The 26,577-nt window shown below is 49.1% G+C and carries 34 protein-coding genes; 4 read left to right on the top strand and 30 right to left on the bottom strand.

Going from position 1 to position 26,577, the window contains the following annotated elements; genetic code table 11:
- Positions 1 to 9: 9 nt before the first annotated feature.
- The 27 genes from rplR to kefG all read right to left on the bottom strand — a co-directional run bounded on the left by rplR (position 10) and on the right by kefG (position 18,942).
- Positions 10 to 363: a 50S ribosomal protein L18 gene (gene rplR, locus AC6R0R_RS16595; RefSeq protein ID WP_334554606.1), complete on the bottom strand. Its 354-nt coding sequence runs from the start codon at positions 361 to 363 to the stop codon at positions 10 to 12.
- Positions 364 to 372: 9 nt separating this feature from the next.
- Complete coding sequence (gene rplF / locus AC6R0R_RS16590) at positions 373 to 906, bottom strand: 50S ribosomal protein L6 (protein WP_334554608.1); 534 nt, start codon at positions 904 to 906, stop codon at positions 373 to 375.
- Between the two features lie 12 nt (positions 907 to 918).
- A complete protein-coding gene (gene rpsH, locus AC6R0R_RS16585; protein ID WP_500627520.1) occupies positions 919 to 1,311 on the bottom strand; it encodes a 30S ribosomal protein S8 in 393 nt (130 codons plus the stop codon).
- A 29-nt stretch (positions 1,312 to 1,340) separates the two neighbouring features.
- Complete coding sequence (rpsN, locus tag AC6R0R_RS16580; protein ID WP_334554612.1) at positions 1,341 to 1,646, bottom strand: 30S ribosomal protein S14; 306 nt, start codon at positions 1,644 to 1,646, stop codon at positions 1,341 to 1,343.
- A 17-nt stretch (positions 1,647 to 1,663) separates the two neighbouring features.
- The gene (gene rplE, locus AC6R0R_RS16575; protein WP_334554615.1) at positions 1,664 to 2,203 is read right to left on the bottom strand and encodes a 50S ribosomal protein L5; all 540 of its coding nucleotides are present in this window, start codon (positions 2,201 to 2,203) and stop codon (positions 1,664 to 1,666) included.
- Between the two features lie 24 nt (positions 2,204 to 2,227).
- Positions 2,228 to 2,545, bottom strand: coding sequence for a 50S ribosomal protein L24 (rplX, locus tag AC6R0R_RS16570; protein ID WP_334554617.1), 318 nt, complete (start codon positions 2,543 to 2,545; stop codon positions 2,228 to 2,230).
- A 13-nt stretch (positions 2,546 to 2,558) separates the two neighbouring features.
- Positions 2,559 to 2,930 (bottom strand): 50S ribosomal protein L14, encoded by a 372-nt coding sequence (rplN, locus tag AC6R0R_RS16565; RefSeq protein ID WP_334554619.1) that lies wholly within the window; start codon positions 2,928 to 2,930, stop codon positions 2,559 to 2,561.
- Between the two features lie 163 nt (positions 2,931 to 3,093).
- Positions 3,094 to 3,348, bottom strand: a complete 255-nt coding sequence (gene rpsQ, locus AC6R0R_RS16560) for a 30S ribosomal protein S17 (RefSeq protein WP_500627519.1) — start codon at positions 3,346 to 3,348, stop codon at positions 3,094 to 3,096.
- On the bottom strand, positions 3,348 to 3,539 hold the full coding sequence (gene rpmC / locus AC6R0R_RS16555) for a 50S ribosomal protein L29 (protein ID WP_334554623.1): 192 nt from the start codon (positions 3,537 to 3,539) through the stop codon (positions 3,348 to 3,350). The genes rpsQ and rpmC overlap by 1 nt, the downstream gene beginning before the upstream one ends.
- Entirely contained in the window at positions 3,539 to 3,949 is a 411-nt protein-coding gene (rplP, locus tag AC6R0R_RS16550) for a 50S ribosomal protein L16 (RefSeq protein WP_005379577.1), read from the bottom strand. The genes rpmC and rplP overlap by 1 nt, the downstream gene beginning before the upstream one ends.
- 11 nt (positions 3,950 to 3,960) lie before the next feature.
- Positions 3,961 to 4,659, bottom strand: a complete 699-nt coding sequence (gene rpsC, locus AC6R0R_RS16545) for a 30S ribosomal protein S3 (protein WP_334554625.1) — start codon at positions 4,657 to 4,659, stop codon at positions 3,961 to 3,963.
- Between the two features lie 17 nt (positions 4,660 to 4,676).
- The gene (gene rplV, locus AC6R0R_RS16540; protein WP_334554973.1) at positions 4,677 to 5,009 is read right to left on the bottom strand and encodes a 50S ribosomal protein L22; all 333 of its coding nucleotides are present in this window, start codon (positions 5,007 to 5,009) and stop codon (positions 4,677 to 4,679) included.
- A gap of 10 nt (positions 5,010 to 5,019) precedes the next feature.
- Complete coding sequence (gene rpsS, locus AC6R0R_RS16535; protein ID WP_005435078.1) at positions 5,020 to 5,298, bottom strand: 30S ribosomal protein S19; 279 nt, start codon at positions 5,296 to 5,298, stop codon at positions 5,020 to 5,022.
- Between the two features lie 20 nt (positions 5,299 to 5,318).
- Positions 5,319 to 6,143: a 50S ribosomal protein L2 gene (rplB, locus tag AC6R0R_RS16530; RefSeq protein WP_334554627.1), complete on the bottom strand. Its 825-nt coding sequence runs from the start codon at positions 6,141 to 6,143 to the stop codon at positions 5,319 to 5,321.
- 16 nt (positions 6,144 to 6,159) lie between these two features.
- Positions 6,160 to 6,462 (bottom strand): 50S ribosomal protein L23, encoded by a 303-nt coding sequence (gene rplW / locus AC6R0R_RS16525; RefSeq protein ID WP_004398471.1) that lies wholly within the window; start codon positions 6,460 to 6,462, stop codon positions 6,160 to 6,162.
- A complete protein-coding gene (rplD, locus tag AC6R0R_RS16520; protein WP_005379556.1) occupies positions 6,459 to 7,061 on the bottom strand; it encodes a 50S ribosomal protein L4 in 603 nt (200 codons plus the stop codon). Before rplD ends, rplW begins: the two co-directional genes overlap by 4 nt.
- Before the next feature lie 17 nt (positions 7,062 to 7,078).
- Positions 7,079 to 7,708 (bottom strand): 50S ribosomal protein L3, encoded by a 630-nt coding sequence (rplC, locus tag AC6R0R_RS16515; RefSeq protein ID WP_334554631.1) that lies wholly within the window; start codon positions 7,706 to 7,708, stop codon positions 7,079 to 7,081.
- Positions 7,709 to 7,722: 14 nt separating this feature from the next.
- Positions 7,723 to 8,034 (bottom strand): 30S ribosomal protein S10, encoded by a 312-nt coding sequence (gene rpsJ, locus AC6R0R_RS16510; RefSeq protein ID WP_001181007.1) that lies wholly within the window; start codon positions 8,032 to 8,034, stop codon positions 7,723 to 7,725.
- 428 nt (positions 8,035 to 8,462) lie between these two features.
- Positions 8,463 to 9,200 carry a 23S rRNA (guanosine(2251)-2'-O)-methyltransferase RlmB gene (gene rlmB / locus AC6R0R_RS16505; RefSeq protein WP_500627518.1) on the bottom strand — a complete coding sequence of 246 codons (738 nt, stop codon included), beginning with the start codon at positions 9,198 to 9,200 and terminating at the stop codon, positions 8,463 to 8,465.
- A 56-nt stretch (positions 9,201 to 9,256) separates the two neighbouring features.
- Positions 9,257 to 11,737, bottom strand: a complete 2,481-nt coding sequence (gene rnr / locus AC6R0R_RS16500; protein WP_500627517.1) for a ribonuclease R — start codon at positions 11,735 to 11,737, stop codon at positions 9,257 to 9,259.
- 301 nt (positions 11,738 to 12,038) lie between these two features.
- Positions 12,039 to 12,677, bottom strand: a complete 639-nt coding sequence (gene motX, locus AC6R0R_RS16495) for a flagellar protein MotX (protein ID WP_500627516.1) — start codon at positions 12,675 to 12,677, stop codon at positions 12,039 to 12,041.
- A 331-nt stretch (positions 12,678 to 13,008) separates the two neighbouring features.
- On the bottom strand, positions 13,009 to 14,325 hold the full coding sequence (locus AC6R0R_RS16490) for an adenylosuccinate synthase (protein ID WP_334554640.1): 1,317 nt from the start codon (positions 14,323 to 14,325) through the stop codon (positions 13,009 to 13,011).
- Positions 14,326 to 14,486: 161 nt separating this feature from the next.
- Positions 14,487 to 15,428 carry an isoaspartyl peptidase/L-asparaginase family protein gene (locus AC6R0R_RS16485; RefSeq protein WP_500627515.1) on the bottom strand — a complete coding sequence of 314 codons (942 nt, stop codon included), beginning with the start codon at positions 15,426 to 15,428 and terminating at the stop codon, positions 14,487 to 14,489.
- A gap of 145 nt (positions 15,429 to 15,573) precedes the next feature.
- Positions 15,574 to 16,146 carry a peptidylprolyl isomerase gene (gene slyD, locus AC6R0R_RS16480; protein ID WP_500627514.1) on the bottom strand — a complete coding sequence of 191 codons (573 nt, stop codon included), beginning with the start codon at positions 16,144 to 16,146 and terminating at the stop codon, positions 15,574 to 15,576.
- A 97-nt stretch (positions 16,147 to 16,243) separates the two neighbouring features.
- On the bottom strand, positions 16,244 to 16,438 hold the full coding sequence (locus AC6R0R_RS16475) for a YheV family putative zinc ribbon protein (protein ID WP_334554646.1): 195 nt from the start codon (positions 16,436 to 16,438) through the stop codon (positions 16,244 to 16,246).
- A gap of 82 nt (positions 16,439 to 16,520) precedes the next feature.
- Entirely contained in the window at positions 16,521 to 18,314 is a 1,794-nt protein-coding gene (kefB, locus tag AC6R0R_RS16470; protein WP_500627513.1) for a glutathione-regulated potassium-efflux system protein KefB, read from the bottom strand.
- On the bottom strand, positions 18,298 to 18,942 hold the full coding sequence (kefG, locus tag AC6R0R_RS16465; RefSeq protein WP_500627546.1) for a glutathione-regulated potassium-efflux system ancillary protein KefG: 645 nt from the start codon (positions 18,940 to 18,942) through the stop codon (positions 18,298 to 18,300). Before kefG ends, kefB begins: the two co-directional genes overlap by 17 nt.
- Positions 18,943 to 19,168: 226 nt before the next feature.
- On the opposite strand from kefG, the gene AC6R0R_RS16460 reads away from it, so the two are divergent.
- From AC6R0R_RS16460 to AC6R0R_RS16445, 4 genes are read left to right on the top strand one after another with little or no spacing between them, the layout of a single operon-like run.
- Complete coding sequence (locus tag AC6R0R_RS16460) at positions 19,169 to 21,097, top strand: ABC transporter ATP-binding protein (protein WP_500627512.1); 1,929 nt, start codon at positions 19,169 to 19,171, stop codon at positions 21,095 to 21,097.
- Positions 21,034 to 21,624: a TIGR02444 family protein gene (locus tag AC6R0R_RS16455; RefSeq protein WP_500627511.1), complete on the top strand. Its 591-nt coding sequence runs from the start codon at positions 21,034 to 21,036 to the stop codon at positions 21,622 to 21,624. Before AC6R0R_RS16460 ends, AC6R0R_RS16455 begins: the two co-directional genes overlap by 64 nt.
- A gap of 4 nt (positions 21,625 to 21,628) precedes the next feature.
- The gene (locus AC6R0R_RS16450; protein ID WP_500627510.1) at positions 21,629 to 22,609 is read left to right on the top strand and encodes a hydrolase; all 981 of its coding nucleotides are present in this window, start codon (positions 21,629 to 21,631) and stop codon (positions 22,607 to 22,609) included.
- 54 nt (positions 22,610 to 22,663) lie between these two features.
- Positions 22,664 to 22,876, top strand: a complete 213-nt coding sequence (locus AC6R0R_RS16445) for a YheU family protein (protein WP_500627509.1) — start codon at positions 22,664 to 22,666, stop codon at positions 22,874 to 22,876.
- An 83-nt stretch (positions 22,877 to 22,959) separates the two neighbouring features.
- On the opposite strand, the gene AC6R0R_RS16440 is transcribed toward AC6R0R_RS16445, so the two are convergent.
- From AC6R0R_RS16440 to AC6R0R_RS16430, 3 genes are read right to left on the bottom strand one after another with little or no spacing between them, the layout of a single operon-like run.
- Positions 22,960 to 25,152 carry a YjbH domain-containing protein gene (locus AC6R0R_RS16440; protein WP_500627508.1) on the bottom strand — a complete coding sequence of 731 codons (2,193 nt, stop codon included), beginning with the start codon at positions 25,150 to 25,152 and terminating at the stop codon, positions 22,960 to 22,962.
- Positions 25,149 to 25,889: a capsule biosynthesis GfcC family protein gene (locus tag AC6R0R_RS16435; RefSeq protein WP_500627507.1), complete on the bottom strand. Its 741-nt coding sequence runs from the start codon at positions 25,887 to 25,889 to the stop codon at positions 25,149 to 25,151. The genes AC6R0R_RS16440 and AC6R0R_RS16435 overlap by 4 nt, the downstream gene beginning before the upstream one ends.
- Positions 25,886 to 26,572 (bottom strand): YjbF family lipoprotein, encoded by a 687-nt coding sequence (locus tag AC6R0R_RS16430; protein WP_500627506.1) that lies wholly within the window; start codon positions 26,570 to 26,572, stop codon positions 25,886 to 25,888. The genes AC6R0R_RS16435 and AC6R0R_RS16430 overlap by 4 nt, the downstream gene beginning before the upstream one ends.
- Positions 26,573 to 26,577: the final 5 nt, after the last annotated feature.

Below are 26,577 nucleotides of genomic sequence, written 5' to 3'. Positions count from 1 at the left end.
AACCCTACCTTAGAATTTCAGACCAGCTTCGCGAGCAGATTCTGCTAGCGCCGCTACTCGACCGTGGTATTGGAAACCAGAACGATCAAATGCAACTGCGTCAACGCCTTTTTCAAGCGCGCGCTCTGCAATAGCTTTACCTACTGCTTTTGCTGCATCGATGTTACCAGTGTTCTTCACTTGCTCACGGATCGCTTTTTCTACAGTAGAAGCTGCTGCGATTACCTCAGAGCCGTTTGATGCGATAACCTGTGCGTACACGTGACGAGGAGTACGGTGTACTACTAGGCGAGTTGCACCCAGTTCTGCAATCTTACGACGTGCGCGTGTAGCACGACGGATGCGAGATGCTTTCTTATCCATAGTGTTACCTTACTTCTTCTTAGCTTCTTTAGTACGCACATTTTCATCTGCGTAACGAACACCTTTGCCTTTGTATGGCTCAGGCTCACGGTAAGAACGAATGTCAGCCGCAACTTGACCAACTAGTTGTTTGTCACAACCAGTGATAACAATTTCAGTTTGGCTTGGACACTCAGCTTTGATACCCGCTGGCAACTCGTGCTCAACTGGGTGAGAGAAGCCTAGTGTTAGACCTACAGCGTTGCCTTTGATAGCAGCACGGTAACCAACACCTTTAAGAGTTAGCTTCTTGGTAAAGCCTTCAGTAACACCAACAACCATGTTGTTCACTAGAGCGCGAGCAGTACCTGCTTGAGCCCATGCGTTAGCAACACCTTCTTTAGGACCGAAAGTAAGGTTGTTCTCTTCCTGAGCGATAACAACAGCGTCGTTAAGAACGCGAGTTAGTTCGCCCTTCGCACCTTTTACAGTGATTTCTTGGCCGTTCAGTTTCACCTCTACGCCAGCTGGAATAGCGACAGGTGCTTTAGCAACACGAGACATTTTCTACTCCTATTACGCTACGTAAGCGATGATTTCACCACCAAGACCTGCTTTACGTGCAGCACGGTCTGACATCAGACCCTTGGAAGTTGAAACGATAGCAACACCAAGACCACCCATTACAGAAGGAAGTTCATCTTTCTTCTTGTAAACACGTAGACCTGGACGAGAAACACGTTTAAGTTGCTCGATTACTGGTTTCGCTTGGAAGTACTTAAGAGTAACTTCTAGCTCAGGTTTTACTTCGCCTTCAACAGCGAAATCAACGATGTAACCTTCAGCTTTTAGTAGTGCAGCAATTGCAACTTTAAGCTTTGAAGAAGGCATTTTAACAGAGACTTTGTCTGCTGCCTGACCGTTACGAATGCGGGTCAGCATATCCGAAATCGGATCTTGCATGCTCATATGATTTACTCCAAATGATTAAGTGGCAATTACCAGCTAGCCTTACGAAGTCCAGGAATCTCGCCTTTCATGCAAGCTTCGCGAACTTTGATACGGCTTAGACCGAACTTACGTAGGTAACCGTGTGGACGACCAGTTTGGTTACAACGGTTGCGCTGACGTGATGCACTTGAATCACGTGGAAGAGTTTGCAGTTTAAGCACTGCATCCCAACGATCTTCTTCAGATGCGTTTACATCGCTGATGATAGCTTTAAGAGCCGCACGCTTTTCAGCGAACTTAGCTACAAGCTTCGCACGCTTTGCTTCACGTGCTTTCATAGAATTTTTAGCCATAACAGTAACCCTTCACCTTACTTACGGAATGGGAAGTTAAAGGCAGCCAGCAGAGCACGGCCTTCCTCATCAGTACCAGCAGACGTCGTAATAGTGATGTCTAGACCGCGTACTCGATCAACTTTATCAAAGTCGATTTCCGGGAAGATGATTTGCTCGCGAACGCCCATGCTGTAGTTACCGCGACCGTCAAAAGACTTAGCGCTAACACCACGGAAGTCACGTACACGTGGAAGAGCGATCGAAATTAGACGCTCAAGAAAATCCCACATACGTTCGCCACGCAAGGTTACTTTACAACCGATAGGGTAGCCTTCACGAATTTTGAAGCCTGCAACAGATTTACGCGCTTTAGTGATAAGTGGCTTTTGACCAGAGATCGTTGCCATATCAGATGCTGCGTTTTCTAGCAGTTTCTTGTCGTTGATTGCTTCACCAACACCCATGTTAAGGGTGATTTTCTCGATTCTAGGGACTTGCATGACGCTTGAGTAACCGAACTGTTTGGTCAGTTCAGCGACTACAGACGACTTGTAGTAATCATGCAGTTTCGCCATAGTAGAACTCCAAATTACTTTCTATTAGTTAGAAACAGTTTCGCCGTTAGACTTGAAGAAACGAACTTTCTTGCCATCTTCGATACGGAAACCGATACGGTCAGCTTTACCAGTAGCTGCGTTGAAAATCGCCACGTTAGAAACGTCGATTGCTGCTTCTTGCTCTACGATACCGCCTTGGATACCCATAGCAGGAACAGGTTTCTGGTGTTTCTTAACAAGGTTGATACCTTCAACGATAACTTTACCAGTAGCTAGGACCTTAGTTACTTTACCTTTCTTGCCTTTATCTTTACCAGCAAGAACGATTACTTCGTCATTACGACGGATTTTAGCTGCCATCTTTACGTGCTCCTTACAGAACTTCTGGAGCCAGTGAAACGATCTTCATGAACTTATCGTTACGAAGTTCGCGTGTCACAGGACCAAAGATACGTGTACCGATTGGTTGCTCAGTATTGTCATTTAACAGTACGCAAGCATTACGGTCGAAGCGAATGACAGAACCGTCTGGACGACGTACGCCTTTACGGGTGCGAACTACCACCGCCTTCAGTACATCACCTTTTTTAACTTTACCGCGAGGAATTGCTTCCTTAACAGTAACTTTGATGATGTCACCGATATGTGCATAACGGCGGTGAGAGCCACCCAGAACCTTAATACACATTACGCTGCGAGCGCCTGAGTTATCAGCTGCGTCCAGCATACTTTGCATTTGGATCATGTTAGTGCTCCGCTAAATATATAAAAAAACTAGACCCTCACGGGTCGGGCTGCCTCTTTAAAAGGGACGCGAATTGTACCACCCTTTTTTTCACTTGGGTAGTCAAAAAATAAACGGCCCCAAAAAAACTTTTTGGAGCCGTTTCATCATAGAATTAACGAGATTACATCTTCGCTTTTTCTACAACTTTTACCAAAGTCCAAGACTTAGTCTTAGACAGTGGACGACACTCTGCGATTTCAACTTTGTCGCCTAGGCCACATTCGTTGTTCTCGTCATGTGCGTGTACTTTTGTCGTGCGTTTTACGAACTTACCGTAAATTGGGTGTTTTACGAAACGCTCGATAGCAACAGTGATAGACTTGTCCATCTTGTCGCTGATTACACGACCTTGTTGAGTACGTTTTACTTCGCTCATTATGCGCCTGCCTTCTCAGTCAAAACAGTTTTCACACGTGCGATATCACGGCGTACAGCTTTCAGAGTATGAGTTTGCTGTAGTTGACCAGTCGCAGCTTGCATGCGCAAGTTGAACTGTTCACGTAGCAAACCTAGAAGCTCTGCATTTAGCTCTTCAACGCTTTTTTCGCGTAGATCTTGTGCTTTCATCACATCACCTGCTTAGTTACAAATGTCGTCTTGAATGGCAGTTTGCGAGCCGCTAGGCGGAACGCTTCACGTGCCAATTCTTCAGGTACACCACCCATTTCGTACATAACCTTACCAGGTTGGATTTGGGCTACCCAGTACTCAACGTTACCTTTACCCTTACCTTGACGAACTTCAAGTGGTTTTTCTGTGATAGGCTTGTCTGGGAACACACGGATCCAGATTTTACCTTGACGCTTAACGTGACGTGTCATTGCACGACGTGCCGCTTCGATTTGACGAGCAGTTAGACGACCACGGCCAACAGCTTTAAGACCGAATTCGCCGAAGCTTACATCAGTACCTTTAGCTAGACCACGGTTACGACCAGTCTGAACCTTACGGAACTTAGTACGTTTAGGTTGTAGCATCTGTCGACTCCTTACTTACGGCCTTTGCGCTGCTTCTTAGGCTTGTCGCCTTTAGGCTCTACAGCGTTAGCTGCTGGCATGCCGCCTAGGATCTCACCTTTGAAGATCCAAACTTTAATGCCGATTACACCGTATTGGGTGTGAGCCGAAGAAGTTGCGTAATCAATGTCAGCACGTAGAGTGTGTAGAGGCACACGGCCTTCACGGTACCACTCTGAACGTGCGATTTCAGCGCCGCCTAGACGACCGCTTACTTCCACTTTGATACCTTTAGCACCTAGACGCATTGCGTTTTGTACCGCGCGCTTCATAGCACGACGGAACATCACACGACGCTCTAGCTGAGACGCGATGCTGTCACCAACAAGTTGCGCATCCAGTTCAGGCTTACGTACTTCAGCGATGTTAATTTGCGCTGGTACACCTGCAATTTTAGCTACAGCTGCGCGTAGCTTCTCAACGTCTTCACCTTTCTTACCGATAACAACGCCTGGACGAGCAGTGTGAATAGTCACACGGATACTCTTAGCAGGACGCTCGATAACGATACGTGAAAGAGACGCTTTCGAAAGTTCCTTAGTTAGGAACTGACGTACCTTGAAGTCGCCGTCTAGGTTGTCAGCGAATTCTTTGGTGTTAGCAAACCATGTAGCATTCCAAGGCTTAACGATGCCTAGACGAATACCATTAGGATGTACTTTTTGACCCATTGCTTACTCTCCTAGTCTCAAGCGTCTGCAACAACAACAGTGATGTGGCTTGAACGCTTCAAGATACGATCCGCACGACCTTTAGCACGAGGCATAATACGCTTCATGATCGGGCCTTCATCTACGAAGATTTTAGCGACTGATAGATCGTCGATATCTGCACCTTCGTTGTGCTCCGCGTTCGCGATAGCTGATTCAAGAACTTTCTTGATCAGTTCAGCCGCTTTTTTGTTGCTGAACGTCAAGATTTCTAGAGCTTGATCAACTGATTTACCACGAATTTGATCTGCAACTAAGCGAGCTTTCTGAGGCGAAATGCGAGCAAAGTTATGTTTAGCTACTGCTTCCATCATCTACTCCTTAACGCTTCTTAGCTTTCTTATCCGCAGCGTGACCGCGGTAAGTACGTGTTGGTGCGAATTCGCCCAGTTTGTGACCGATCATTTCTTCGGTAACGAAAACTGGAACGTGCTGACGACCATTATGGACAGCGATGGTCAAACCGATCATTGTTGGAATGATCATTGAGCGACGGGACCAAGTCTTAATAGGCTTTTTGTCTCCGCTTTCCACCGCTTTCTCTACCTTCTTCAGCAAGTGTAGGTCAATAAATGGACCTTTCTTGAGAGAACGTGGCATGGCTTATCCTCTTATATAGATTACTTGTTACGACGACGTACGATGTACTTGTCAGTGCGTTTGTTCTTACGGGTCTTGAAGCCTTTAGTTGGCATACCCCAAGGAGAAACTGGGTGACGACCACCAGATGTACGGCCTTCACCACCACCGTGTGGGTGGTCTACTGGGTTCATTACCACACCGCGAACGGTTGGACGAACACCGCGCCAGCGGTTAGCACCAGCTTTACCTAGTTCGCGTAGCATGTGCTCAGCGTTGCCTACTTCACCGATTGTTGCACGGCCTTCAGACAATACTTTGCGCATCTCACCAGAACGTAGACGGATAGTCACGTACGCACCGTCGCGAGCAACGATTTGAGCGTAAGCACCAGCCGAACGAGCTAGCTGAGCACCTTTACCAGGCTTAAGTTCAACACAGTGAACAGTAGAACCTACAGGGATGTTGCGCATCGGCAGGGTGTTACCTGCTTTGATAGGCGCATCAACACCAGATTGGATCTGATCACCAGCTTGAACACCTTTAGGTGCAATGATGTAACGACGCTCACCGTCTGCGTACAGAACTAGAGCGATGTTTGCGCTACGGTTTGGATCGTATTCTAGACGCTCAACTTTCGCTGGAATGCCATCTTTAGTACGTTTGAAATCGATAACGCGGTAGTGGTGTTTGTGACCACCGCCGATGTGACGTACTGTGATACGACCGTTGTTGTTACGACCACCGTTCTTAGAGTTTTTCTCTAGAAGAGGTGCGTAAGGCTTACCTTTGTGAAGGTCAGCGTTAACAACTTTAACTACGTGACGACGACCAGGGGAAGTCGGCTTACATTTAACAATAGCCATTGTTTAACTACTCCTGTTATTCCGCACCGCCAACGAAGTCAAGATCTTGACCTTCTTTCAAAGTAACGTACGCTTTCTTAACGTCGCTGCGGCGACCTTGGCGTAGACCTTGACGTTTGGTCTTACCCTTAGTGATAAGAGTGTTTACAGACTTAACTTCAACTTCAAATAGCTTTTCTACGGCTGCTTTGATCTCTTTTTTAGTCGCATCTTTTGCTACTTTGAAAACGATAGTGTTCGCTTTCTCAGCAGCCATAGTTGCTTTTTCAGAGATGTGCGGTGCACGTAGAACTTTTAGGATACGCTCTTCAGTGATCATGCTAGCATCTCCTCAACTTGCTTAACTGCTTCAGCAGTCATTACAACTTTGTCGAACGCGATCAGTGAAACTGGGTCGATACCAGCAACATCACGTGCGTCAACTTTGTATAGGTTACGAGCAGCTAGGAATAGATTCTCATCTACTTCGCTAGTCACGATTAGAGCGTCAGTTAGCTCAAGCTCTTTCAGCTTAGCTACAAGCTCTTTAGTTTTTGGCGCTTCAACTGAGAAGTTATCAACAACGATTAGACGCTCTTGACGAACTAGCTCAGAAAGAATGCTCTTCATAGCACCACGGTACATTTTCTTGTTTACTTTTTGGCTGTGATCTTGTGGTTTCGCAGCAAAAGTAACACCACCTGTACGCCAGATTGGGCTACGGATTGTACCAGCACGAGCACGGCCAGTACCTTTTTGACGCCATGGCTTAGCGCCACCGCCAGAAACTTCTGAACGTGTTTTTTGAGCACGAGTACCTTGACGAGCACCTGCTGCGTACGCAACAACTACTTGGTGTACAAGAGCTTCGTTAAACTCACGTCCGAAAGTAGTTTCGGAAACAGTTAGTGCATCAGCACCTTTAACCATTAGTTCCATTACTTACTCCTGAGACGTTATGCTTTAACAGCTGGTTTAACGATCACGTTGCCGCCAGTTGAGCCTGGGACTGCACCTTTAATAAGAAGCAGGTTGCGCTCAGCGTCAACACGTACGATCTCTAGGTTTTGAGTCGTTACACGCTCAGCACCCATGTGACCTGCCATTTTCTTGCCTTTAAATACGCGACCTGGAGTCTGACATTGACCGATAGAACCAGGAGCACGGTGAGACAATGAGTTACCGTGAGTCATATCTTGAGTACGGAAGTTCCAACGCTTAACAGCGCCTTGGAAGCCTTTACCTTTAGATGTACCAGTAACGTCTACTTTCTTAGTTTCGTTGAACAGTTCAACAGTTAGCTCAGCGCCAACTTCAAACTCTTCGCCGTTTTCCAAACGGAATTCCCAAAGACCACGACCAGCTTCAACACCAGCTTTAGCAAAGTGACCTGCTTCAGCTTTGTTTACGCGGTTGGCTTTCTTAGCACCAGCAGTTACCTGAATTGCTGCGTAGCCGTCTGTTTCAAGAGTTTTCACTTGAGAAACGCGGTTCGCTTCAACTTCAACAACTGTTACTGGGATAGAAACGCCATCTTCAGTAAATACGCGGGTCATACCCACTTTACGACCGATTAGACCAATCATTCTTCTAATCTCCCTTAACCTAGGCTAATTTGTACGTCAACGCCCGCAGCAAGGTCTAGACGCATCAGAGCATCAACAGTTTTGTCTGTTGGCTCAACGATGTCGATTAGACGTTTGTGAGTACGGATTTCGTACTGATCACGAGCATCTTTGTTAACGTGTGGAGAGATAAGAACTGTGAAACGCTCTTTACGAGTTGGCAGTGGGATTGGACCACGAACCTGTGCGCCAGTGCGCTTAGCTGTTTCAACGATCTCCGCTGTAGAAGCGTCGATTAGTTTGTAATCGAAAGCTTTTAGGCGGATACGAATACGTTGGTTCTGCATGAGACAGAGCTCCAATAGTTATTTATTACACAAACAATATCGCCACTCAGACTCGCTAAGGCGAGAGAATGTACGATTGATTTATGTGAAACCGTAGCATCCAAGATTAGGACGCATTGTCAGCTAATTTTCGATTAGCTCTCGAGAAGAGAAACATTGCTGTTTGTTTTCAAGAGGTGAACTAATTGTATTAACCGCGAACATAAGCTGAGTTTACATTACCTAATTTACCAAGCGGTAAATCAGCTCCTCGCTGCTCATTGGTTCACAACTGGCTTAACCAGTGCGGGGCATTATACAGATCACAGTTTCACATGCAAGGGTTGTTTGAAAAATAGTCGCAGAAAAAGAGGGGGTAGAAAAAGAAGTGCCTAGTTTCTAGTTCCTAGAAGTCGCCCTCTAGGAACTAGGCACTCGCCACTAGGACCTTACGCCAACCTCTGACGGACGGCTTCGAAGAGGCAGATGCCTGAAGCGACTGAGACGTTTAAGCTCGAGACTGAGCCGGCCATTGGGATTTTGATTAGGTCATCACAGGTCTCGCGCGTTAGGCGGCGCATGCCGTCTCCTTCGGCGCCCATGACGATGGCCAGTGGGCCGGTCAGTTTGGCTTGATAGATATCGTGCGTCGCCTCGCCTGCTGTGCCGACAAACCAGATGCCCTGCTCTTGCAAACTGCGCATCGTGCGCGCCAGATTGGTGACGCGCACTAGGGGTACGGTTTCTGCTGCGCCACACGCCACTTTGCTGACCGTTGCCGTCATTGGCGCCGACTTATCTTTCGGCACGATGACCGCGCAAACACCCGCCGCATCGGCATTACGTAGGCAAGCGCCTAAGTTATGGGGATCGGTCACCCCATCCAGTACCAGCAGCAGTGGATTGTCGTGCTTGGCGATAATGTCATCCAAATCATGCTCGTTGAGCGGCTTGGCGGGCTTAACACGAGCAATCACACCTTGGTGATTGGCGCCATGCGCTTTGTCGTCGAGGGTTTTGCGCGTCATCTGCTGGATGGAAACGCCCACCGCTTGCAACTCATTAAGGATAGGTAGCAGGCGGTCGTCTTGACGCCCTTTAAGAACATACGCTTCAACAAAACGTTCAGGCTCTTTGGCCAACACTGCTTTGACGGCGTGGATGCCATAAATAAATTCGTTACTCATTAGTTAACCTGTTTTGATTCAAGAGAGAGGCGTGATGCGCCCCTCTCTTCGATAGATTATCGTTTGGCTTTTTTCGGCTTACGACCGGGCTTTTTCTTGTTGGCCTTTTTGACTTTTGGCTTTTTCGTCCCTTCAGCGCTCGCGTCGCCACGAGACTGACCTTTCGCGCCCGCTTTACCGCGCTCAGTGTCAGGACGCTTAGTCGGCTCCACTGCAGGGATGGCGCGGCGCTCGCCTTTTCCGCTGGCGTTACGCTTCTTCTCTTTTGCTTTACGCTGCGCTTCTGCCGCGCGTTTTTTCGACGTTTTGCCTTTACCGCGTGGCACTCGGCTACTTTCCACCAACTCAAAATCGATCTGTCTGTCGTCCAAGTTCACCGACAGCACCTTCACTTTGACGCTATCGCCAAGACGATAAATGGCGCCAAAGCTCTCGCCGATCAAGCGCTGGCCGATTGGATCAAACTGATAGTAGTCGTTCGCCAAGTTAGAGATGTGCACTAAGCCATCGATGTGCAACTCACTCAAACGGACAAAGAAGCCAAAGCCCGTGACGTTGGCAATCACACCGTCTAGCTCTTCACCAACATGATCTTGCATGTACTCACATTTGAGCCAATCCGACACCTCACGCGTCGCGTCATCAGCGCGGCGTTCGGTCATCGAACACTGCTCACCGTAGAAGTCCATGTCATCAAATGAATAGTGGTAGCCGCCTGTTGGGGTCCAGCGATCGTGGTTAGTGCCCGCTTGTTTGGCAATCAAATACTTAATCGCGCGATGGAGCAACAAGTCTGGGTAACGACGAATCGGCGACGTAAAGTGCGCGTAACGCTTCAACGCCAAGCCAAAGTGGCCACAGTTGTCGGCATTGTACACCGCTTGCTTCATCGAGCGTAGTAGCATGGTTTGAATCAGCTCTTTATCAGGGCGCTCACCGATCTGCTTCATCAAATCCGCATAATCCGTAGGTGAAGGCTCTAAACCGCCTTTCAAGTCTAAACCAAGCTCAGCCAAGAAATCTCTAAAGCCCGTTAAGCGCTCCTCGCCCGGCGTTTCGTGAATACGATACAGCGCTGGCTCTTTGGCTTTTTCCACCAAGGAAGCCGAGGCGATGTTGGCCAGAATCATACACTCTTCAATGATCTTGTGCGCATCGTTACGCACCACAGGTTCAATACTTTCGATTTTACGCTGCGCATTGAAGATAAATTTGGTTTCGACACTTTCAAACTCGATCGCCCCACGCTGATCGCGCGCTTCTTTTAGCACTTTGTACATCGCGTGCAGCTGCTCAAGATGCGGCACCAAGGCTTGGTAGCGCTCACGCAGCTCTTCATCCCCTTCGAGGATGTCATGCACTTTGTTGTAGGTCAGACGCGCGTGAGAATTCATCACCGCTTCGTAATGCTTGTAGCCTGACAGCTTGCCGGTTTCTGAGATGGTCATCTCGCACACCATACACAAGCGATCCACCTGTGGATTGAGTGAACAGAGCCCGTTGGAGAGCACCTCAGGCAACATCGGCACCACTTGTGATGGGAAGTAGACCGAGTTACCTCGGTTGATGGCCTCTTTATCTAACGCGCTATCGGTACGCACGTAATAGCTGACATCCGCAATCGCCACCCAGAGACGCCAGCCGCCCCCTTTCTTCGCTTCACAGTAAACTGCGTCATCGAAATCGCGCGCGTCTTCGCCATCAATGGTGACCAATGGCAAGTCGCGCAAGTCAACACGACCGACTTTCGCCTCTTCAGGGACCTCTTCACCCAAGCCTTCAATCTGTTTATCAACCGCTTCGGGCCATTCGTGAGGAATTTGGTGGGTACGAATGGCAATTTGCGTCTCCATACCTGGCGCCATATTCTCACCCAAGACTTCAACCACTTTGCCCATCATGCCACGTGAGCGTGAGCCACGATCGGTCAACTCAATCACGACCACGTTGCCCATACGAGCGCCGGCGCGCTGGTCATTAGGAACCAAAATATCTTGGCTAATCCGAGAGTCATCCGGCACCACATAAGAGTAGCCATACTCCATGAAAAAGCGGCCGACGATCTGCGTCTGACGCTCTTCCAACACGCGCACCAAGCGCCCTTCTTTGCGGCCACGCTTCGAGTTGTCAGTCGGCTGTACTAAAACGTAGTCACCATGAATGATGTTTTTCATCTGATGGTGCGGCAACACGATGTCGTTATCTTTACCGACACTGCCTTCCGGTCTGACCCAACCATGACCGTCTTTATGGCCAATCACATAGCCTTTCACCATCTCGAGTTTTTCTGGCAAGGCGTAACATTGACGTCGCGTAAACACCAACTGCCCGTCACGCTCCATCGCGCGCAAACGGCGGCGCAAACCTTCGTATTGCTCTTCGCCTTCGAGTTTGAGCGCCTCAAACAAATCGTTGCGGTTCATCGGCACTCCCGCGTTAGTGAGATACTCAAGAATGTACTCACGACTTGGGATGGGGTTTTCGTAATTTTCAGATTCACGATCGGCAAACGGATCGTTGGGCATTGTGTCAGACATAGGCACGCCTATTTTTTCCAGAGGAGTTAATAACAGTATATCGGCTCAAGTGAGCTTTTAATACTAAGCTAACGTTTTTAAAGTGAAAGGTGGTCTTTTTAGGAAGAGTTTTGCAAGTAGAAGGGTTAGCGGATAAAAGGTGAGTAGATAAAAGCAAAATACCCAGCCAAGCTGGGCATCACCATCACTGGCCACAAAGGCCAATCCAGAGTGCAGGTTGGATAAGCCGCGTGGTGTCTGTTTCGACTTCTAAGTCCGTTGCCTGTTAGCGCGAGTTCCGTCCCTGAGCAGAACGAGTGCGTTACCAGAACGTGTCGCGTTTTTTGGCGCGCGCGATGATGTTTTGCGGCATACGGCGCTCCAGCCCCTGACGCAAAATAGAGATGCGTTTGTGGGTGCGCTGATCCGCGGTGACGGAGTTGTAGAGCCAGCGGTAGGCATCTTCATAATCGAGCGGGCTGCCATAATCACGCAGCAGCAATTCAGCCAGATGAATACGCGCGTTCAGGTTGCCCATCGCAGCGGCTTCACGCAGATAAGGAATCGCGCGCTCTTTGTCTTCTTGCACCAAGGTGCCTCGAGAGTAGTAACGCCCGAGCTGCTCCAGCGCGGCAGGTAAACCTTGATGGGCAGCGTTCTCCATATAGTAGAGACCGAGTTCCACATCCTGCTCCACACACACACCCCACGCCAACATATCGCCATACAAAAACTCGTAAGACGGGAGGCTAATGCGCGTTGCGCGCGCGACAATGTCTTCCACCAGCTGACATTTGTCGGCTTTGACTTGCTCAAGGTGCTTGTTGTCGTTAATCAGTTTAATCAGTTCAGCTTCGGTATAAATCGGGACCGGTTCACCAATCTCCGCTAGCTCATTCGCGGTGACCGTTTGAGCGCCCAACATCAATACCATCGAAGCCGCTAACATTTTTAGCGTCATTATCTGCACTCTTTACTTCGATTGTTTGTCCATTGTTAACTGGGATGCGCGACTCAACACCACACCTCAATTGTGAGCGACCACCACCGAATGACTCCACTGCTGGAGTCGACGCCAATAAACCGGCGAAAGAGGTGGCAAGCTTGAACCTTATATCGACCAAGATTGATAACTCTTTAATCAAAATTGCCGCTACAAGGCAAATTGTTGCCGCGAAAGGGAGAGAATTCAAGCTGTAAAGACATAAAAAAACCAGCGCAAGAGCGCTGGTTTATCACATTCACTATTCACCGTTGTGGCAGCCAGTAGCGAGTAGGGCTGCCAGCCTAGATTAGGCGTTAAACGGGTGAACTTTGATGATGGTTTCGTTACGGTCAGGACCGGTTGAGATGATATCAACAGGCACGCCGGTGAGCTCTTCAATACGCTTGATGTAGTTCAGCGCAGCTTGAGGCAAATCATCGATAGACTTGGCACCGAAGGTGTTCTCAGACCAACCCGGCATGGTTTCGTAGATAGGGGTTGCCTTCTCGAACGCTTCTGCCGCCATCGGTGACACTTCAAGGATAGCGCCATCATCCATCTTGTAACCCGTACAGATTTTCAGCTCTTTCAAGCCATCCAGTACGTCCAGTTTAGTCAAACAGAAACCAGACACTGAGTTGATTTGGATCGCGCGGCGCATTGCCACAGCGTCAAACCAACCGGTACGACGTAGACGACCTGTCGTTGCACCAAATTCGTGGCCAACCGTACCTAGGTGTTTGCCGATAGGATCTTGCTTGTCTTGACCATCGTACAGTTCCGTCGGGAATGGGCCTGCACCAACACGTGTGCAGTACGCTTTCGCGATACCAAGAATGTAACCAATGTGACGAGGACCAAAACCAGAACCTGCCGCGACACCACCTGCTGTAGTGTTCGATGAGGTCACGTATGGGTAAGTACCGTGGTCGATATCAAGCAGAGTGCCTTGTGCACCTTCGAACATGATCTTGTCGCCGCGCTTACGAGCCGCATCCAGTTCGTCAGTGACATCAATCACCATAGAAGTGAGAAGGTCTGCGTAGCCTTTCGCTTGCTCAAGCACTTCGTCATAGCTCACCGCTTCCGCTTTGTAGAAATTCACAAGCTGGAAGTTGTGGTATTCCATCACTTCTTTCAGTTTCTCAGCAAACGCGTCCATGTCGAACAGATCGCCAACACGAAGACCACGGCGCGCCACTTTATCTTCATACGCAGGACCGATACCACGGCCTGTTGTACCGATCGCTTTTTTACCACGCGCAACTTCACGCGCTTGGTCCATAGCGATGTGGTATGGAAGAATAAGAGGACAGGCTTCAGAAATGAAAAGACGCTCGCGCACTGGAATGCCGCGCTCTTCAAGAGGTTTCATTTCTTTCAGTAACGCTTCTGGCGAAAGAACAACGCCATTACCGATAACACATTTAACGTTATCGCGAAGAATACCTGATGGAATTAAGTGGAGAACGGTTTTTTCACCGTCAATGACTAGAGTGTGACCTGCGTTGTGACCGCCTTGGTAGCGAACCACATATTTTGCATCTTCAGTTAAAAGGTCTACGATTTTACCTTTACCTTCGTCACCCCATTGGGTGCCCAGAACGACTACGTTATTTCCCATCTTTCCAAGTCTGATTGCTAGTTAAAAAAGGATTCTAGCACCGAATCACACTTCGTGCAGTCATTTTTTAATCATCCCAAAGGAAACCCCGCTAGTGCTCTGGTACGCAACGAGATTTTCAGATCCTATTATCCATTTTGACTCACAGTCAGTGGCGGCTTTCATTCATCGGCGTAAATTTTCACACATAAATTACCCGCGGCATCAATACTAGCGCGATACATGCCTGAGCTGTTCATGGCAAAGTGCACTTGCCCGTGCGCATCGAGAGCAATCAGGCCACCTTCTCCACCTAACGATTTGAGCTCCCCTTGAATGATGCTGTCGCTGGCTTGCTGGACGCTCTCCTTGAGATAGCGCATGCGCGCCGCAACATCAACGGCCACGGTTTTGCGAATGAAGTACTCACCCATTCCCGTGGTGGAGACCGCCACAACGCCATTTTCTGCGAACGTGCCCGCGCCAATCAGCGCAGAGTCACCGACTCGGCCATACTTCTTGTTGGTGATACCGCCGGTGCTGGTTGCCGCTGCCAAATTCCCGTTGGCATCGAGCGCCACCGCTCCGACCGTGCCGTACTTGTTGTCATCCGGATAACGCGACTCAGACAGGGCAAACATCCCTTTCTCTTTCATCGACTGAAGCTGCTCATAGCGGCGCTCGGTAAAAAAGTAATCTTGCTCGGTATAGGCATAGCCGTGCTCAAAGGCGAACGCTTCCGCGCCCTCTCCAATCAAAAGCACATGGTCGCTCTGCTGCATCACTGAGCGGGCAAGTTCTACCGGGTTTTTAATATGGCGTACCCCCGCCACCGCGCCAGCATCACACTGGGCGCCATGCATCACTGAGGCATCCATCTCGACAAACTCTTTGTGGGTCAGCACCGAGCCTTTCCCAGCATTGAAGTGCGGAGAATCTTCCAGCACTTTCACCGCCGCGACCGCCGCATCGAGCGCGTCGCCACCGGCCGCTAACAAGCAGTGCCCAGCGCGCACCGCGCTCTCCAAATCAGACAATATGGCCGCTTTTAGTGAGTCGCTCATTTGCTCTCGCAGTATGGTCCCAGCCCCGCCATGTATGGCGATTGAAATTGGTGAATTCACTCTTTTCTCCTTGACGTTGTTCAGTCACCCTATCCCCAAACAACAAAAAAGCGCAAGTCGATCACTCAACTCACGCTCCTGTTAGCTTTTTTTAGCCTCTCTACCCACCTCTAGATACTAGGAACTAGAAACTAGGCACTTGCGATCAATGTGAGCCGCAACCACCGCCACCGCAGCAGCCGTCTTTTTTCTCGCCATGGTCATGGCCTTCACCGCCACAACAGCCGCCTTCGTGATCGTGGTCGTGACCACCCGCTTGATGTACGTGACCGTGCTCGATCTCTTCGGCTGTCGCTTCACGTAGCGCAACCACTTCCACATCAAACGTCAGCGTTTGACCTGCAAGCATATGGTTACCATCCACCACTACTTCATCACCGTCTACTTCTGTCACTTCGACAGGGATAGGGCCTTGGTCAGTATCCGCTAGAAAGCGCATGCCCACTTCAATTTGATCCACACCTTGGAACACGTCAGCAGGAACGCGCTGAACCAATGCGTCATTATGCTCGCCGTACGCTTCTTCTGGTGAAACCGTCACAGAGAACTTCGCACCTGCTTCTTTGCCTTCAAGCGCAGTTTCCAAACCCGTGATCAGGTTGTTGTTACCGTGTAGGTAATCTAGCGGCGCATCGGCAGTTGATTGGTCAACGACAACGCCGTCTTCCATTTTCACTTGGTAAGCAAGGCTTACAACTACGTTCTTTTCGATTTTCATAATGACTCCAAGGAGAGTGAATAACGGAGCAACACAAACGCTCCGTAAAATAGTGTCGTCTAAGCGGACATTATGGGGATGATTTTTATAAACTCAATCAATCTGGCTTAAAAATACCGATCATATCTTGACCAGCATGGGGCGTTTTCTCCACCTCTTGCGGTTTTCGTTGATCGGTGTGCTGGCATTCCACGCACTCGACCCACTCAATATTGTTCTCTATCCACCAGCGCAGGGTATCTTGAGCTTGGCAATGTGGGCAACTCGCCCCAGCTATAAATCGTTTTTTCATGGTGCTCTTGTTATTGGGTTTGTAGGGTTATGGGTTATGGGTTATGGGTTATGGGTTATGGGAAGTGTAGAGCTTGATGGGCTCAGTCCCAGTAGTTTTTCGATTGCTGATCGCTTTCCATCTCACGACCGAAAATCTCTTCCAGCTCTTTACGCGCTTCTTTGGCTCTGAGCGCCAACTGCTTATCTTCGTTGTGCTGTGGCAGAAGCTCTTTGAGCATCGCATTGTCTAACTTTCTAAAGTGCGCCTCAGCACGTTTGGCCTGATAGGGGTGCATGCCCATCTCAACCAAGGCTTGACGCCCTAAGTCTAACGCGCCCAAAAAGGTTTCGCGCGAATAGTTGTCTACACCGTGACTGAGAAGCTGATACGCCTCCACTCGGCTGCGCGCACGAGCAAGCAGCTTTAGGTGCGGAAAATAGTGCTGACAAAGCTCAACGATCTTCATGATTTCATCCGGTGAGTCGGTACAGATGATCATCGCTTCCGCCTTGTCGGCGCCGGCGGCACGCAGTAAATCCAGTTGCGTCGCGTCACCATAAAATACCTTGTAGCCATATTTACGCAGCAGCTTGATTTGGCTGGCATCACTTTCCAACACGGTCACTTTGATTTTATTGGCGTACATAAGTCGGCCCACAATCTGCCCGAAACGCCCAAAGCCGGCAATGATCACTCGCGGACGTTTGTTGATGACGTCGCTTTGCGACGACTGACCTGAAGTATTAAGCCCGCGGGCATACCACTTGTTCTGCGCCATCAACAGCAAAGGCGTGGTGACCATAGAGAGGCTGACCACCACCAATAAAAACGCGGTTTGATCTTTACTCAACAACCCTTGACTGCTCGCAGCGGTAAAAATCACAAACGCAAACTCACCACCTTGACTCAAAATGGCCGCCATTTTACTGCGCGCTTTGGGTCGGCTGCCCGACGCCTTAGCCAGCAAGTACAAAATCAGCCCTTTGATCGATACCAGGCCAATCACCGATATCAGCACCGCCAACGGCTCTAGCGCCAACAGACCAAGATTGACCGCCATGCCTACGGCAATAAAAAACAGCCCAAGCAACAAGCCTTTAAACGGCTCAATCGCTATCTCGAGCTCATGTCGGTATTCACTTTCTGCCAGCAGCACGCCCGCAAGAAAGGTCCCGAGCGCCATTGATAGCCCCAAAGACTGCATCAACAAAGCAATGCCGATCACCAGCAGCAAGGCACACGCGGTAAACAACTCTCGAACACCACTTAATACGATGTAGCGAAACAAAGGGCGCAATAAATAGTGACCACCGACCAGCAAACCTATCACACCGCCGACCATCCACACGGCGCTGAGCCAATCACCACTGGAGTGCCCAGCCAGAAGCGGCAACACCGCCAGCATAGGGATCACCGCAATATCTTGAAACAGCAGCACCGCAAACCCTGACTGCCCGGCTTCACTGCCGCCTAGCCCTTGCTCTTCAATCACTTTCAAGGCGATGGCAGTAGACGAAAGCGCCAGCCCCATACCGATCACCACGCTAGTTTGCCAACTCACGCCAAAGAGATTGGCGATACTCGCCAACACGAGCGTAGTCAAGACCACCTGAGCGCCGCCCAAGCCTAAAATCGGCCCTTTCATTTTCAGCAGTTTTTTGGGATTGAGCTCAAGGCCTATCAAAAACAGCAGCAGCACCACACCAAATTCGGCAAAATGGAGAATCGCTTCCACATCACTAATCAGCCCCAGTCCCCAAGGACCAATCGCCACGCCCGCCAACAGATAACCGAGCACAGAGCCCAGGCCTAAACGCTGAGCCAGTGGCACCGCCACCACCGCAGCGGTCAGGAAAATCACGCTACTTTGCAGAAAATCACTTTCCAGAGCCATCTTGCCCCCCTTGTGCGCGCGCTTTCGCTTCGCTCAGCTCGGGCCCCGTAGTCATCGGAGCAAGCGGATCGTTGAGCCATTGACGGTACTCTTCGGCATGTTGATAACGCTCCAAGTCAGTCACATTGCGCGCCCAATAAAGCACCAGCGGTTCAATCCACTCCATTTGACACAAGGCGGCCGTCAACTCAAACGGCTGCAAAATTTCCGACAGTGGATAGCGGTTGTAGCCCGACTTGGCGTACGCATCAAAATGACCACCGGTGGTGATCACGCTGCGCCACACCTTGCCCTTGAGCGCTTCGCCTTTGCCAAAGGCAAACCCTTTGCTTAACACACGATCGATCCACTCTTTGAGCAGCGCCGGGCAAGAGTACATATAAAGAGGGTGATGAAAGACAATCACATCGTGCTCGAGCAGTAGTTGGTGCTCAGCAGCGACATCAATAAAGAATTCAGGATAGTGCGCGTACAAATCGCGCACAGTAACGTGCTCAAGTGAGGCTATTTTCTTAAGCATGATCGTATTGGCCACTGAACCTTGCGACTCTGGGTGCGCGTACAGCACCAGCACTTTAGGTTTATGCTTAAGTGTCTGCTTAGACGTGGGGGTCGATGACAGTTCCATCCGTGAATCACCATCCATTCTTCTCTGTTGCCTTTGACAATACGTGGTTCGCTGCTAATTCTCAATGCTAATCAATCAATTCACACCACCAATAGGCCCAAGAAAAGCGCAACCCGAAACAACACATACGCCAGCAACACCGACGCAATGATCGACTTTTTACGCCAATCCCCCTACTATGCGACGCAAGACCAGTCCACATCGCGAGAACCCAACGGGTAACATTATGATCACCTTTTCTGACATCGAATTGCTGCGCGGCGGCAAACCCCTGCTTGAACACGCTACGGCGACGATTCATCCGGGGGACAAAGTCGGCCTGGTCGGCAAAAACGGTTGTGGTAAATCCACACTGTTTGCGCTGATCAAAGACGAACTCTCTATCGATGGCGGAAACTTCACTAAACCCGCTCACTGGGAACTCTCTTGGGTGGCTCAGGAAACGCCCGCCCTAGAGCGCTGCGCCCTTGAGTATGTGATTGATGGTGACCGCGAGTACCGTGCACTGGAAGCGCAATTGGCCGAAGCGGAACAGAAAGACAACGGCACGCTCGTCGCTGAAATCCACGGAAAAATCGAAACCATTGGCGGCTACAGCATTAAAGCGCGCGCCGCGGAGCTGCTCGATGGCTTAGGCTTTAGCCAAGCGCAGATGAGCTGGAATTTGACCCAATTTTCCGGTGGTTGGCGGATGCGCCTTAACTTAGCACAGGCGCTGCTGTGTCGCTCTGACTTGCTGCTGCTCGACGAACCGACCAACCACTTGGATCTGGATGCCGTGATGTGGCTTGAGCGCTGGCTGCAAAATTACCCGGGTACTTTAATCTTGATTTCTCACGACCGAGACTTTCTCGATCCGATTGTCGGTCGCATCATTCATATCGAGAATAAGACGATGAATGAGTACACCGGTAACTACTCGTCATTTGAAGAGCAGCGCGCGCAAAAACTGATCCTGCAACAAGCGCAATTTCAGAAGCAGCAGAAACAGATGGCGCACATGCAAAGCTACATCGACCGCTTCCGTTACAAAGCCTCCAAAGCGCGCCAAGCGCAAAGCCGCATTAAGGCGTTGGAGCGCATGGAAAAAGTCCTGCCGGCACAATTTGATAACCCGTTTAGCTTTGAGTTCCGTGAGCCGTTGGCCCTACCTAACCCAATCATCATGATGGATGAGGTCAGTGCCGGTTATGGCGATGCCTTGATCCTCGACAAAATTCGTCTCAACCTGGTTCCTGGCAGCCGGATTGGCCTGCTCGGGCGCAACGGCGCCGGTAAGTCAACGCTGATCAAACTGCTCTCACGTGAACTCAAGCCTCAAGGTGGCGATTTAACCTACTCACAAGGGGTCAAAATTGGCTACTTTGCCCAGCATCAGCTCGAAACCTTGCATCCCGAAGAGACGCCATTACAGCACATGATGCAAATCGCCTCGGATAAAAACGAGCTAGAGCTGCGTAACTACCTTGGCAGCTTTGGCTTTCAAGGCGATAAGGCACTGGAAAAAGTCGCCCCCTTCTCCGGCGGCGAAAAAGCACGCTTGGTGCTGGCACTGATTGTGTGGCAAAAACCGAACTTGCTGCTGCTCGATGAACCGACCAACCACCTCGATCTCGATATGCGTGAAGCGCTGACCCTCGCGTTGCAAACCTTCGAGGGGGCGATGGTCATCGTCTCTCACGACCGTTACTTGTTGCGCGCCACCACCGACGACCTCTATTTGGTGCACGACCGACAAGTCGCGCCCTTCGATGGCGATCTCAATGACTACTATAAATGGCTGACGGAACAGCAAAAACAAGAGAGGCGTGACGCGCAAGACGCTCAACCTGAAAAAAGCACCACCAACAGCGCAGCCGCCAAGAAGGAGCAAAAACGTCGTGAAGCAGAATTTCGTAAGCAGACCGCCCCTCTTCGCAAAACTCTGACAAAACTCGAAGAAAAAATGGATAAGTTGGGTAAAGCGCTCAATGACGCTGAAGTACAGCTGTCTGACAACAGCCTGTATGAAGCAGAAAATAAGGCTAAACTTAATCAAGTATTGGCGACTCAAGCAAGCTGCAAAGCTGAGCTTGAGGAGGTAGAAATGGAATGGATGGCAGGGCAAGAACAACTCGAACAGATGGAAGCGGCGTTCACGGACGCGAGCCAGTAGAGACCACCGAAGCACAAGCATCGCAAGACAGCGCGCAAGCCGCGCGCCTGTCACACGACGAGCTGTGGGCATTCTGCTTGCAATACTACAGCGTGCGTGAAGTGAAAGACGCCTGTCTTAGTATGCAAAACCGCTATGGTGGCAATGTCAATTTACTGCTGCTGGTACGCTGGTTAGATGAGCAGAGGCTCACCTTTGACGAGCAGGGCTGGGCAACGCTGCACGCTAGCCTGGCGCGATGTGAACCTCTGCTGCACAGCTATCGAGAGCTGCGCCGCAAGTTAAAACTTGGCGCGCCCGATACGCTCTACCGCGAGGCACTGCAATTCGAGCTAGAGCTAGAAAAACAGCAGCAGATCGATTTGCTCACTGGCGTCAACACGCTCACACTGCAAGAGAATCAAGGCGAACCACTCACCTTGCACTATTGTCGGCAGCAGGATGCTGAGCCCCTCTACGCCGCGCTGCATACCGATTGGTATCCGACTGTCGGCAACCCGCCAAATACAGAAGCGAGCAAGGGATAGGCTTATGACACATTTTACCGCCGCGAAAGGACTCACCAATCCGCACCTGCAAACCTTGGCTCCGCGCCTGATTCGCAAAAAAGCCTTGTTTGAGCCTATCTGGCAAACGCTTGATACGCCTGATGGCGACTTTCTCGATCTCGCTTGGAGCGAAGATTGGCAACAAGAGAGCGCCGCACGCAAACCCATTTTTGTGCTATTTCATGGCTTAGAAGGTTGTTTTTACAGCCCCTACGCCAACGGATTGATGCACGCGTTTTCTTCCCAGGGCTGGCTCGCCGTGATGATGCATTTTCGCGGTTGCAGCGGTAAACCCAACCACACCGCGCGCGCCTATCACTCAGGCGAAACCGAGGATGCTCGCCACTTTTTACGCCATCTCAACCACCTGTTTCCCGAGCAAGCTAAAGTCGCGGTCGGCATCTCTCTAGGCGGAAACATGTTGGCCAACTACTTAGCCGACTACCGCGATGAGCCACTGCTTGACGCGGCAACCATCGTCTCCGCGCCTTTGGATTTGTCGGCCTGCGCCGAGCGAATCGAGCAGGGCTTCTCCAAGGTCTACAAAACCTATCTGCTCTCCTCACTTAAGAAAAACGCGCTGCGTAAACATCATCTGTTAAAAGGCGAGCTCGATCTCTCTTATCAAAGCATCAAACGGGTCACTAAACTGATGGAGTTTGATGACCTCATCACTGCCCCCCTACACGGCTTTAAAGACGCGCAAGACTACTACCAGCGCTGCTCTGGGATCCGTCGCCTGAAAGAAATCCGCCTGCCGACACAAATCATCCACGCCAAAGACGATCCGTTTATGACGCCCGACGTCATCCCGAAATTTGTCCTGCCAGACAACATCGACTACCGCCTGTTCGATCAAGGCGGCCACGTTGGGTTTCTCACTGGCAGCGCCATCAAACCGCGCTTTTGGTTGGAAGAGGCGTTGCCGGCGTATTATGAATCCCTAAGCGTTTCGAATCGTTAGCCCTTTCGGCATAATAGCCGCCTTCAACTTTCATCATAAATGAATGAGGTATTTATGATCATCCCTTGGCAACAGATCGCCCCTGACACCCTAGACAACCTGATCCGTGAATTTGTGCTGCGTGAAGGGACAGACTATGGCGAGCAGGAAATCTCTCTTGACGAGAAAATCGCCCAGATCCGTCAGAGCTTAGTGAATGGTGAAGCGGTAGTGGTCTATTCAGAACTGCATGAGAGTGTGGATATTCAACTCAAATCAAAGTTTTAGTATTGCTAATGGCATTTCACGTACTACTCTTTGGGTTTAGCCAATCAAAATAGCCCTCGCCAAAAAATAGCGAGGGCTTTCATCTAGTTACCAGAACGTTGATACCAAGTCGAACGCGCATCAGTAGTTTCGAACAGATTATGCAATTTATTTAACATTTGACCACCATCACGTGTAATAGGCTCCCAGCTAACACTAGCTCTACCCGTGCTTGGTTTCACCGTAAGCACATCTAATGGTATCGAAATATAAAAACCCTTGTTGTAACTACCTTCCCCGTACTCCTCCGCACTCAGATCTGTTTTGGTCGCGTAGGCTCCAACAATAACTCCAGAATTGAATTGTTTTGAAACGTCAAGCCTAGCTCCTATGTCACCACCCAAGAATTGACCTGCACTCACTTTAAACAAGGTGCCACGCAAAAATTCCCACTCTGGCATGTAATAACCGGTAACATGGCCTGTCACTCCCTGACTCAAAACAAAAGCCTGACATGATGGTATGGCTTCATCACAGCTTGACTCATCGTAGAAAAAATAATCTTCTTCATAAACTCCAAACCAAGAGTCCGGATCTCTCTGACTGACGACGTTTATATCAGCACCTATAGCCCAATTAGTATCCAACGGTCGATATAGTACCTCACCACCAACGCCAGCAAACATCATCTCTAAGTAGCCGCCATAGGATTGCGAATAAATATTGTCTGATAGCTGCTCGAACCAAGTTAACTGTAATCGATTTAACCTTAAGGTATTATCATGGACGTAAGCTCTGAACATCGTTCTAACTCTAGGAGTTGAATAGTTATTGATGTGAGGAGAGTTCTCTACATAATTAAACTTATCGTAGTTATCAAACAAGTTTAGATAAATAGATCCACTAAGCTCCAAACTATCTGTCAACCAAACGTTGGATGTCCCATTGATACCAAAACTATACAAGTAAAAGCTTTCTGGTCCACCAAGCGTTTGTGATAATTTAGGCTCGACGCCAACAGACCACTTCTCTTTCGAATTCACTATAGGTTGGATGTGTTTCAAAGAAGTTGGCTGAGTCTTCTTGAAAGTGTCCGTCACATGACCATCCATAGTTCGATAGTTGGCATATTTGTCAAAATCAGACCTATCTATAGATACTTCCGTCATAACCAAACCACTCTGAGTTTCCTGAATGTTAAACTCTTGGATCTCATCGGTCAGTTCGTTGTTTAACAGAATGGCGGCTCGTTCCAACGCCTCGTTTCTATCTCTGTACTTTTCCTGCTCTGCTGAGAGTTGTATTGTCTGGCCATTCTGGGTCAACACTCCCTGAGAGTAGCCTGCGTTAGACTCTAGCTCTTTTACAACCATATCCCAGTCAGTATCGCGCTCGCTAGGTCGCCCTTTTGATATAGGTTTGGGTTCATCACGCCAAGTTGCTTTTAGGTCGTTAAAATTAGTATACATATTCACACCTAATGTCAGTGTGTCACCGCGTTGATAGCTGACCTTGGCATCTATCCAGTCTGAGAATCGATAGCTTAGACCGAAATTCCAAGGTGTATGCTGGACCATAGTTTTCCCACCACGACTAACCGGAAAATCTTGGCTGTAATCATTGCCCTCATACTCCACTTTCAATCGAAGAGGCTCATAAGGTGTTTGATACTCGATACCACCAAATACCGCTGATGGCCCCTTAAACCAACGTGCGTAATCGACGCTGCCTCCGGAACCGCGAAAATCACTTGGGCGTTGGCAATAAGAGTCACTGACTTTGCAAAAAGGGTTCGTCACGCTACCTCTTTGACCTAAATAGCCCCATCCCAGACCCACGCTAAAATCAACAGAACCAAATCGCTTTGATACGGCGACAAACTCTCCGTCAAACAAGCCGGTTCCACCAAAGTCTCGAACACCTATTGAAGTTTCAGGTAACCAGTAGCTTTCCTCAAGGAGGCGCAATTTAAAATCTATACCTTTATCGGTATAGAGATTATCACCGCTATAATCGGCATCCGAGTTATACAGCACATCAGGTACTCGAGTATAGCGAACCGTTGTCTCCAGCCAGGGCATTAATTGTACTGAAGCCGTGTAGTGGTAGTAGTCATCGTTGTAATTCAACCCGACATTAAATTCACCTTCGTCGGCCATTCGGGCCGTAGGAGTTTGAAGCAACCCCACACCACCAAAATCCATTTGTGAAACCTGCCAATCAGCTTGAGCATAAGCCATGCTTTGAATACCGAAAACGCTAGGTGCGAATATTAAAGTTGCGACAAAGCGTTTCATGGCAGGTCCTTCCTCATACTAAGCAATTGAGTTATCGATTTTTCTAGTTCAATCGTTTCATCGGAGTCAGAGTCAAGTCCAATAAATATTGTGCTTCCAGGTGTCAAAGAAACCCCTTCATCATTCCAATACGCATAACCCACCCGCTTACTCTCACCATCGGGGTAAATGACCCAAGCGTAGCTTTTGTGCGCCTCTGGCAGTAGTTTGACCGAAGTAAGATAATCCGATAACGTTTGGTTTGCAGACATAGAGACCTTGCTGGCCTGATAGACAGCGCCTTCGATTGATATCGTTGATGTTCGCATACCTTGTACAAGTTCAAAGCGACCTGACAAAAGAGGATCATTTTTAGGATGAAGCCTGACTTGATCATAATCTAGCGAAACAAATTCTCGGTATCCAATTGGCCATGTTCGAACTTGCTCGATTAATGCGCCAATTGTTTTATTCTTGGTTAAGTCGCTTGATAGCTGTTCTTGCAGCCGATTCAAGACAGTCTGTTTCAGCTGAGAAGCTTTTTTGTGTTTGTCGTGATTAAACATTTTATTGGCGATACTATAGCCATCAAAAGTAATGGTTTGACTAAAAGAAGGGATATCACTCAGCACTTGGCTCAACCTGACGGGTATCGAATACTCCAGAGCAATCTCTTCCTGAGGCAACTGAATGACAAGTTGAGCGTTCACTTGAACGGTTACCAACAGTGTAATAATTAGTGCAACTAAGCTCTTCATCGTGGATTCTCTTGCCTACTTCTCATTCCATAGGGCTTCAATATTTCTAACTCTATTTTCAATTCATCAGGATGCAGCCATTGAACGGTCTTAACAACGTAACCTTGACGATCCAACCAGTAAATATTGTCAAACCGTTTATTCAGTCCCTTAAATTCAACCTTTTCAACAATCTTTTTCGCTGACAGACGGCCTCTGATCGTCTCGATACTTTCTTCGCCTAAAACATAAGAGTTAAGCACGGCGATATGACCGAAGCGATAGTTAGGTTGCCAATCATAAACAGCCTGCCATTGTTGCGCTTGTGATGTATTAATGGGAAAGGGAGCTACATCGGATGAAGATATGTGTACTAAGTTTGTATCAGGCAGACCAACAGTTTTCACGATACGTCCATCCCTCGTAACGATCATTCCTCGGTCTGACGAAACCCACTTCAACAACATTGAATCTGATTTGGTTTCTTTGTCTGCAAACGCCAAGGCCATAAACAACCGAGGGCCATCATTAATACGCGCATAAATACTCGCGTATGGCAAAGAATCTACGTGTTGCTGCGTAACCGAGGCGTCTTCTCCGCCCAATACTCCCTCTCTCATCGTATCGCCGACATTTTGAAAACGTTGTGTGCAACCTGACAAAAGCATTCCGACTGAGAGGGCAAAAACCCATAATTTGCGCATGCATA

This window comes from Vibrio sp. R12-SW3-ISO1 (genome assembly GCF_059834005.1).
This window is presented reverse-complemented; position numbering and strand designations above follow the sequence as displayed.

Coding starts and splice junctions, on each gene's coding strand:
- AC6R0R_RS16430 (WP_500627506.1), bottom strand. CDS start 26,572: ATGCGCAAATTATGGGTTTTTGCCCTCTCAGTCGGAATGCTTTTGTCA.
- rlmB (WP_500627518.1), bottom strand. CDS start 9,200: ATGAGTAACGAATTTATTTATGGCATCCACGCCGTCAAAGCAGTGTTG.
- AC6R0R_RS16455 (WP_500627511.1), top strand. CDS start 21,034: ATGGATGGCAGGGCAAGAACAACTCGAACAGATGGAAGCGGCGTTCAC.
- kefG (WP_500627546.1), bottom strand. CDS start 18,942: ATGGAACTGTCATCGACCCCCACGTCTAAGCAGACACTTAAGCATAAA.
- rplF (WP_334554608.1), bottom strand. CDS start 906: ATGTCTCGTGTTGCTAAAGCACCTGTCGCTATTCCAGCTGGCGTAGAG.
- rpsQ (WP_500627519.1), bottom strand. CDS start 3,348: ATGAGCGAAGTAAAACGTACTCAACAAGGTCGTGTAATCAGCGACAAG.
- AC6R0R_RS16490 (WP_334554640.1), bottom strand. CDS start 14,325: ATGGGAAATAACGTAGTCGTTCTGGGCACCCAATGGGGTGACGAAGGT.
- rpsS (WP_005435078.1), bottom strand. CDS start 5,298: ATGCCACGTTCTCTCAAGAAAGGTCCATTTATTGACCTACACTTGCTG.
- rplC (WP_334554631.1), bottom strand. CDS start 7,708: ATGATTGGTCTAATCGGTCGTAAAGTGGGTATGACCCGCGTATTTACT.
- AC6R0R_RS16460 (WP_500627512.1), top strand. CDS start 19,169: ATGATCACCTTTTCTGACATCGAATTGCTGCGCGGCGGCAAACCCCTG.
- AC6R0R_RS16475 (WP_334554646.1), bottom strand. CDS start 16,438: ATGAAAAAACGATTTATAGCTGGGGCGAGTTGCCCACATTGCCAAGCT.
- slyD (WP_500627514.1), bottom strand. CDS start 16,146: ATGAAAATCGAAAAGAACGTAGTTGTAAGCCTTGCTTACCAAGTGAAA.
- rplX (WP_334554617.1), bottom strand. CDS start 2,545: ATGGCAGCTAAAATCCGTCGTAATGACGAAGTAATCGTTCTTGCTGGT.
- rplN (WP_334554619.1), bottom strand. CDS start 2,930: ATGATCCAAATGCAAAGTATGCTGGACGCAGCTGATAACTCAGGCGCT.
- rpsH (WP_500627520.1), bottom strand. CDS start 1,311: ATGAGCATGCAAGATCCGATTTCGGATATGCTGACCCGCATTCGTAAC.
- rplV (WP_334554973.1), bottom strand. CDS start 5,009: ATGGAAGCAGTAGCTAAACATAACTTTGCTCGCATTTCGCCTCAGAAA.
- rpmC (WP_334554623.1), bottom strand. CDS start 3,539: ATGAAAGCACAAGATCTACGCGAAAAAAGCGTTGAAGAGCTAAATGCA.
- rpsC (WP_334554625.1), bottom strand. CDS start 4,659: ATGGGTCAAAAAGTACATCCTAATGGTATTCGTCTAGGCATCGTTAAG.
- rplR (WP_334554606.1), bottom strand. CDS start 363: ATGGATAAGAAAGCATCTCGCATCCGTCGTGCTACACGCGCACGTCGT.
- rplP (WP_005379577.1), bottom strand. CDS start 3,949: ATGCTACAACCTAAACGTACTAAGTTCCGTAAGGTTCAGACTGGTCGT.
- AC6R0R_RS16445 (WP_500627509.1), top strand. CDS start 22,664: ATGATCATCCCTTGGCAACAGATCGCCCCTGACACCCTAGACAACCTG.
- rplE (WP_334554615.1), bottom strand. CDS start 2,203: ATGGCGAAACTGCATGATTACTACAAGTCGTCTGTAGTCGCTGAACTG.
- motX (WP_500627516.1), bottom strand. CDS start 12,677: ATGACGCTAAAAATGTTAGCGGCTTCGATGGTATTGATGTTGGGCGCT.
- kefB (WP_500627513.1), bottom strand. CDS start 18,314: ATGGCTCTGGAAAGTGATTTTCTGCAAAGTAGCGTGATTTTCCTGACC.
- AC6R0R_RS16450 (WP_500627510.1), top strand. CDS start 21,629: ATGACACATTTTACCGCCGCGAAAGGACTCACCAATCCGCACCTGCAA.
- rnr (WP_500627517.1), bottom strand. CDS start 11,737: ATGTCTGACACAATGCCCAACGATCCGTTTGCCGATCGTGAATCTGAA.
- rplD (WP_005379556.1), bottom strand. CDS start 7,061: ATGGAACTAATGGTTAAAGGTGCTGATGCACTAACTGTTTCCGAAACT.
- AC6R0R_RS16435 (WP_500627507.1), bottom strand. CDS start 25,889: ATGAAGAGCTTAGTTGCACTAATTATTACACTGTTGGTAACCGTTCAA.
- rplW (WP_004398471.1), bottom strand. CDS start 6,462: ATGATCACTGAAGAGCGTATCCTAAAAGTTCTACGTGCACCGCACATC.
- rpsN (WP_334554612.1), bottom strand. CDS start 1,646: ATGGCTAAAAATTCTATGAAAGCACGTGAAGCAAAGCGTGCGAAGCTT.
- rpsJ (WP_001181007.1), bottom strand. CDS start 8,034: ATGCAGAACCAACGTATTCGTATCCGCCTAAAAGCTTTCGATTACAAA.
- rplB (WP_334554627.1), bottom strand. CDS start 6,143: ATGGCTATTGTTAAATGTAAGCCGACTTCCCCTGGTCGTCGTCACGTA.
- AC6R0R_RS16440 (WP_500627508.1), bottom strand. CDS start 25,152: ATGAAACGCTTTGTCGCAACTTTAATATTCGCACCTAGCGTTTTCGGT.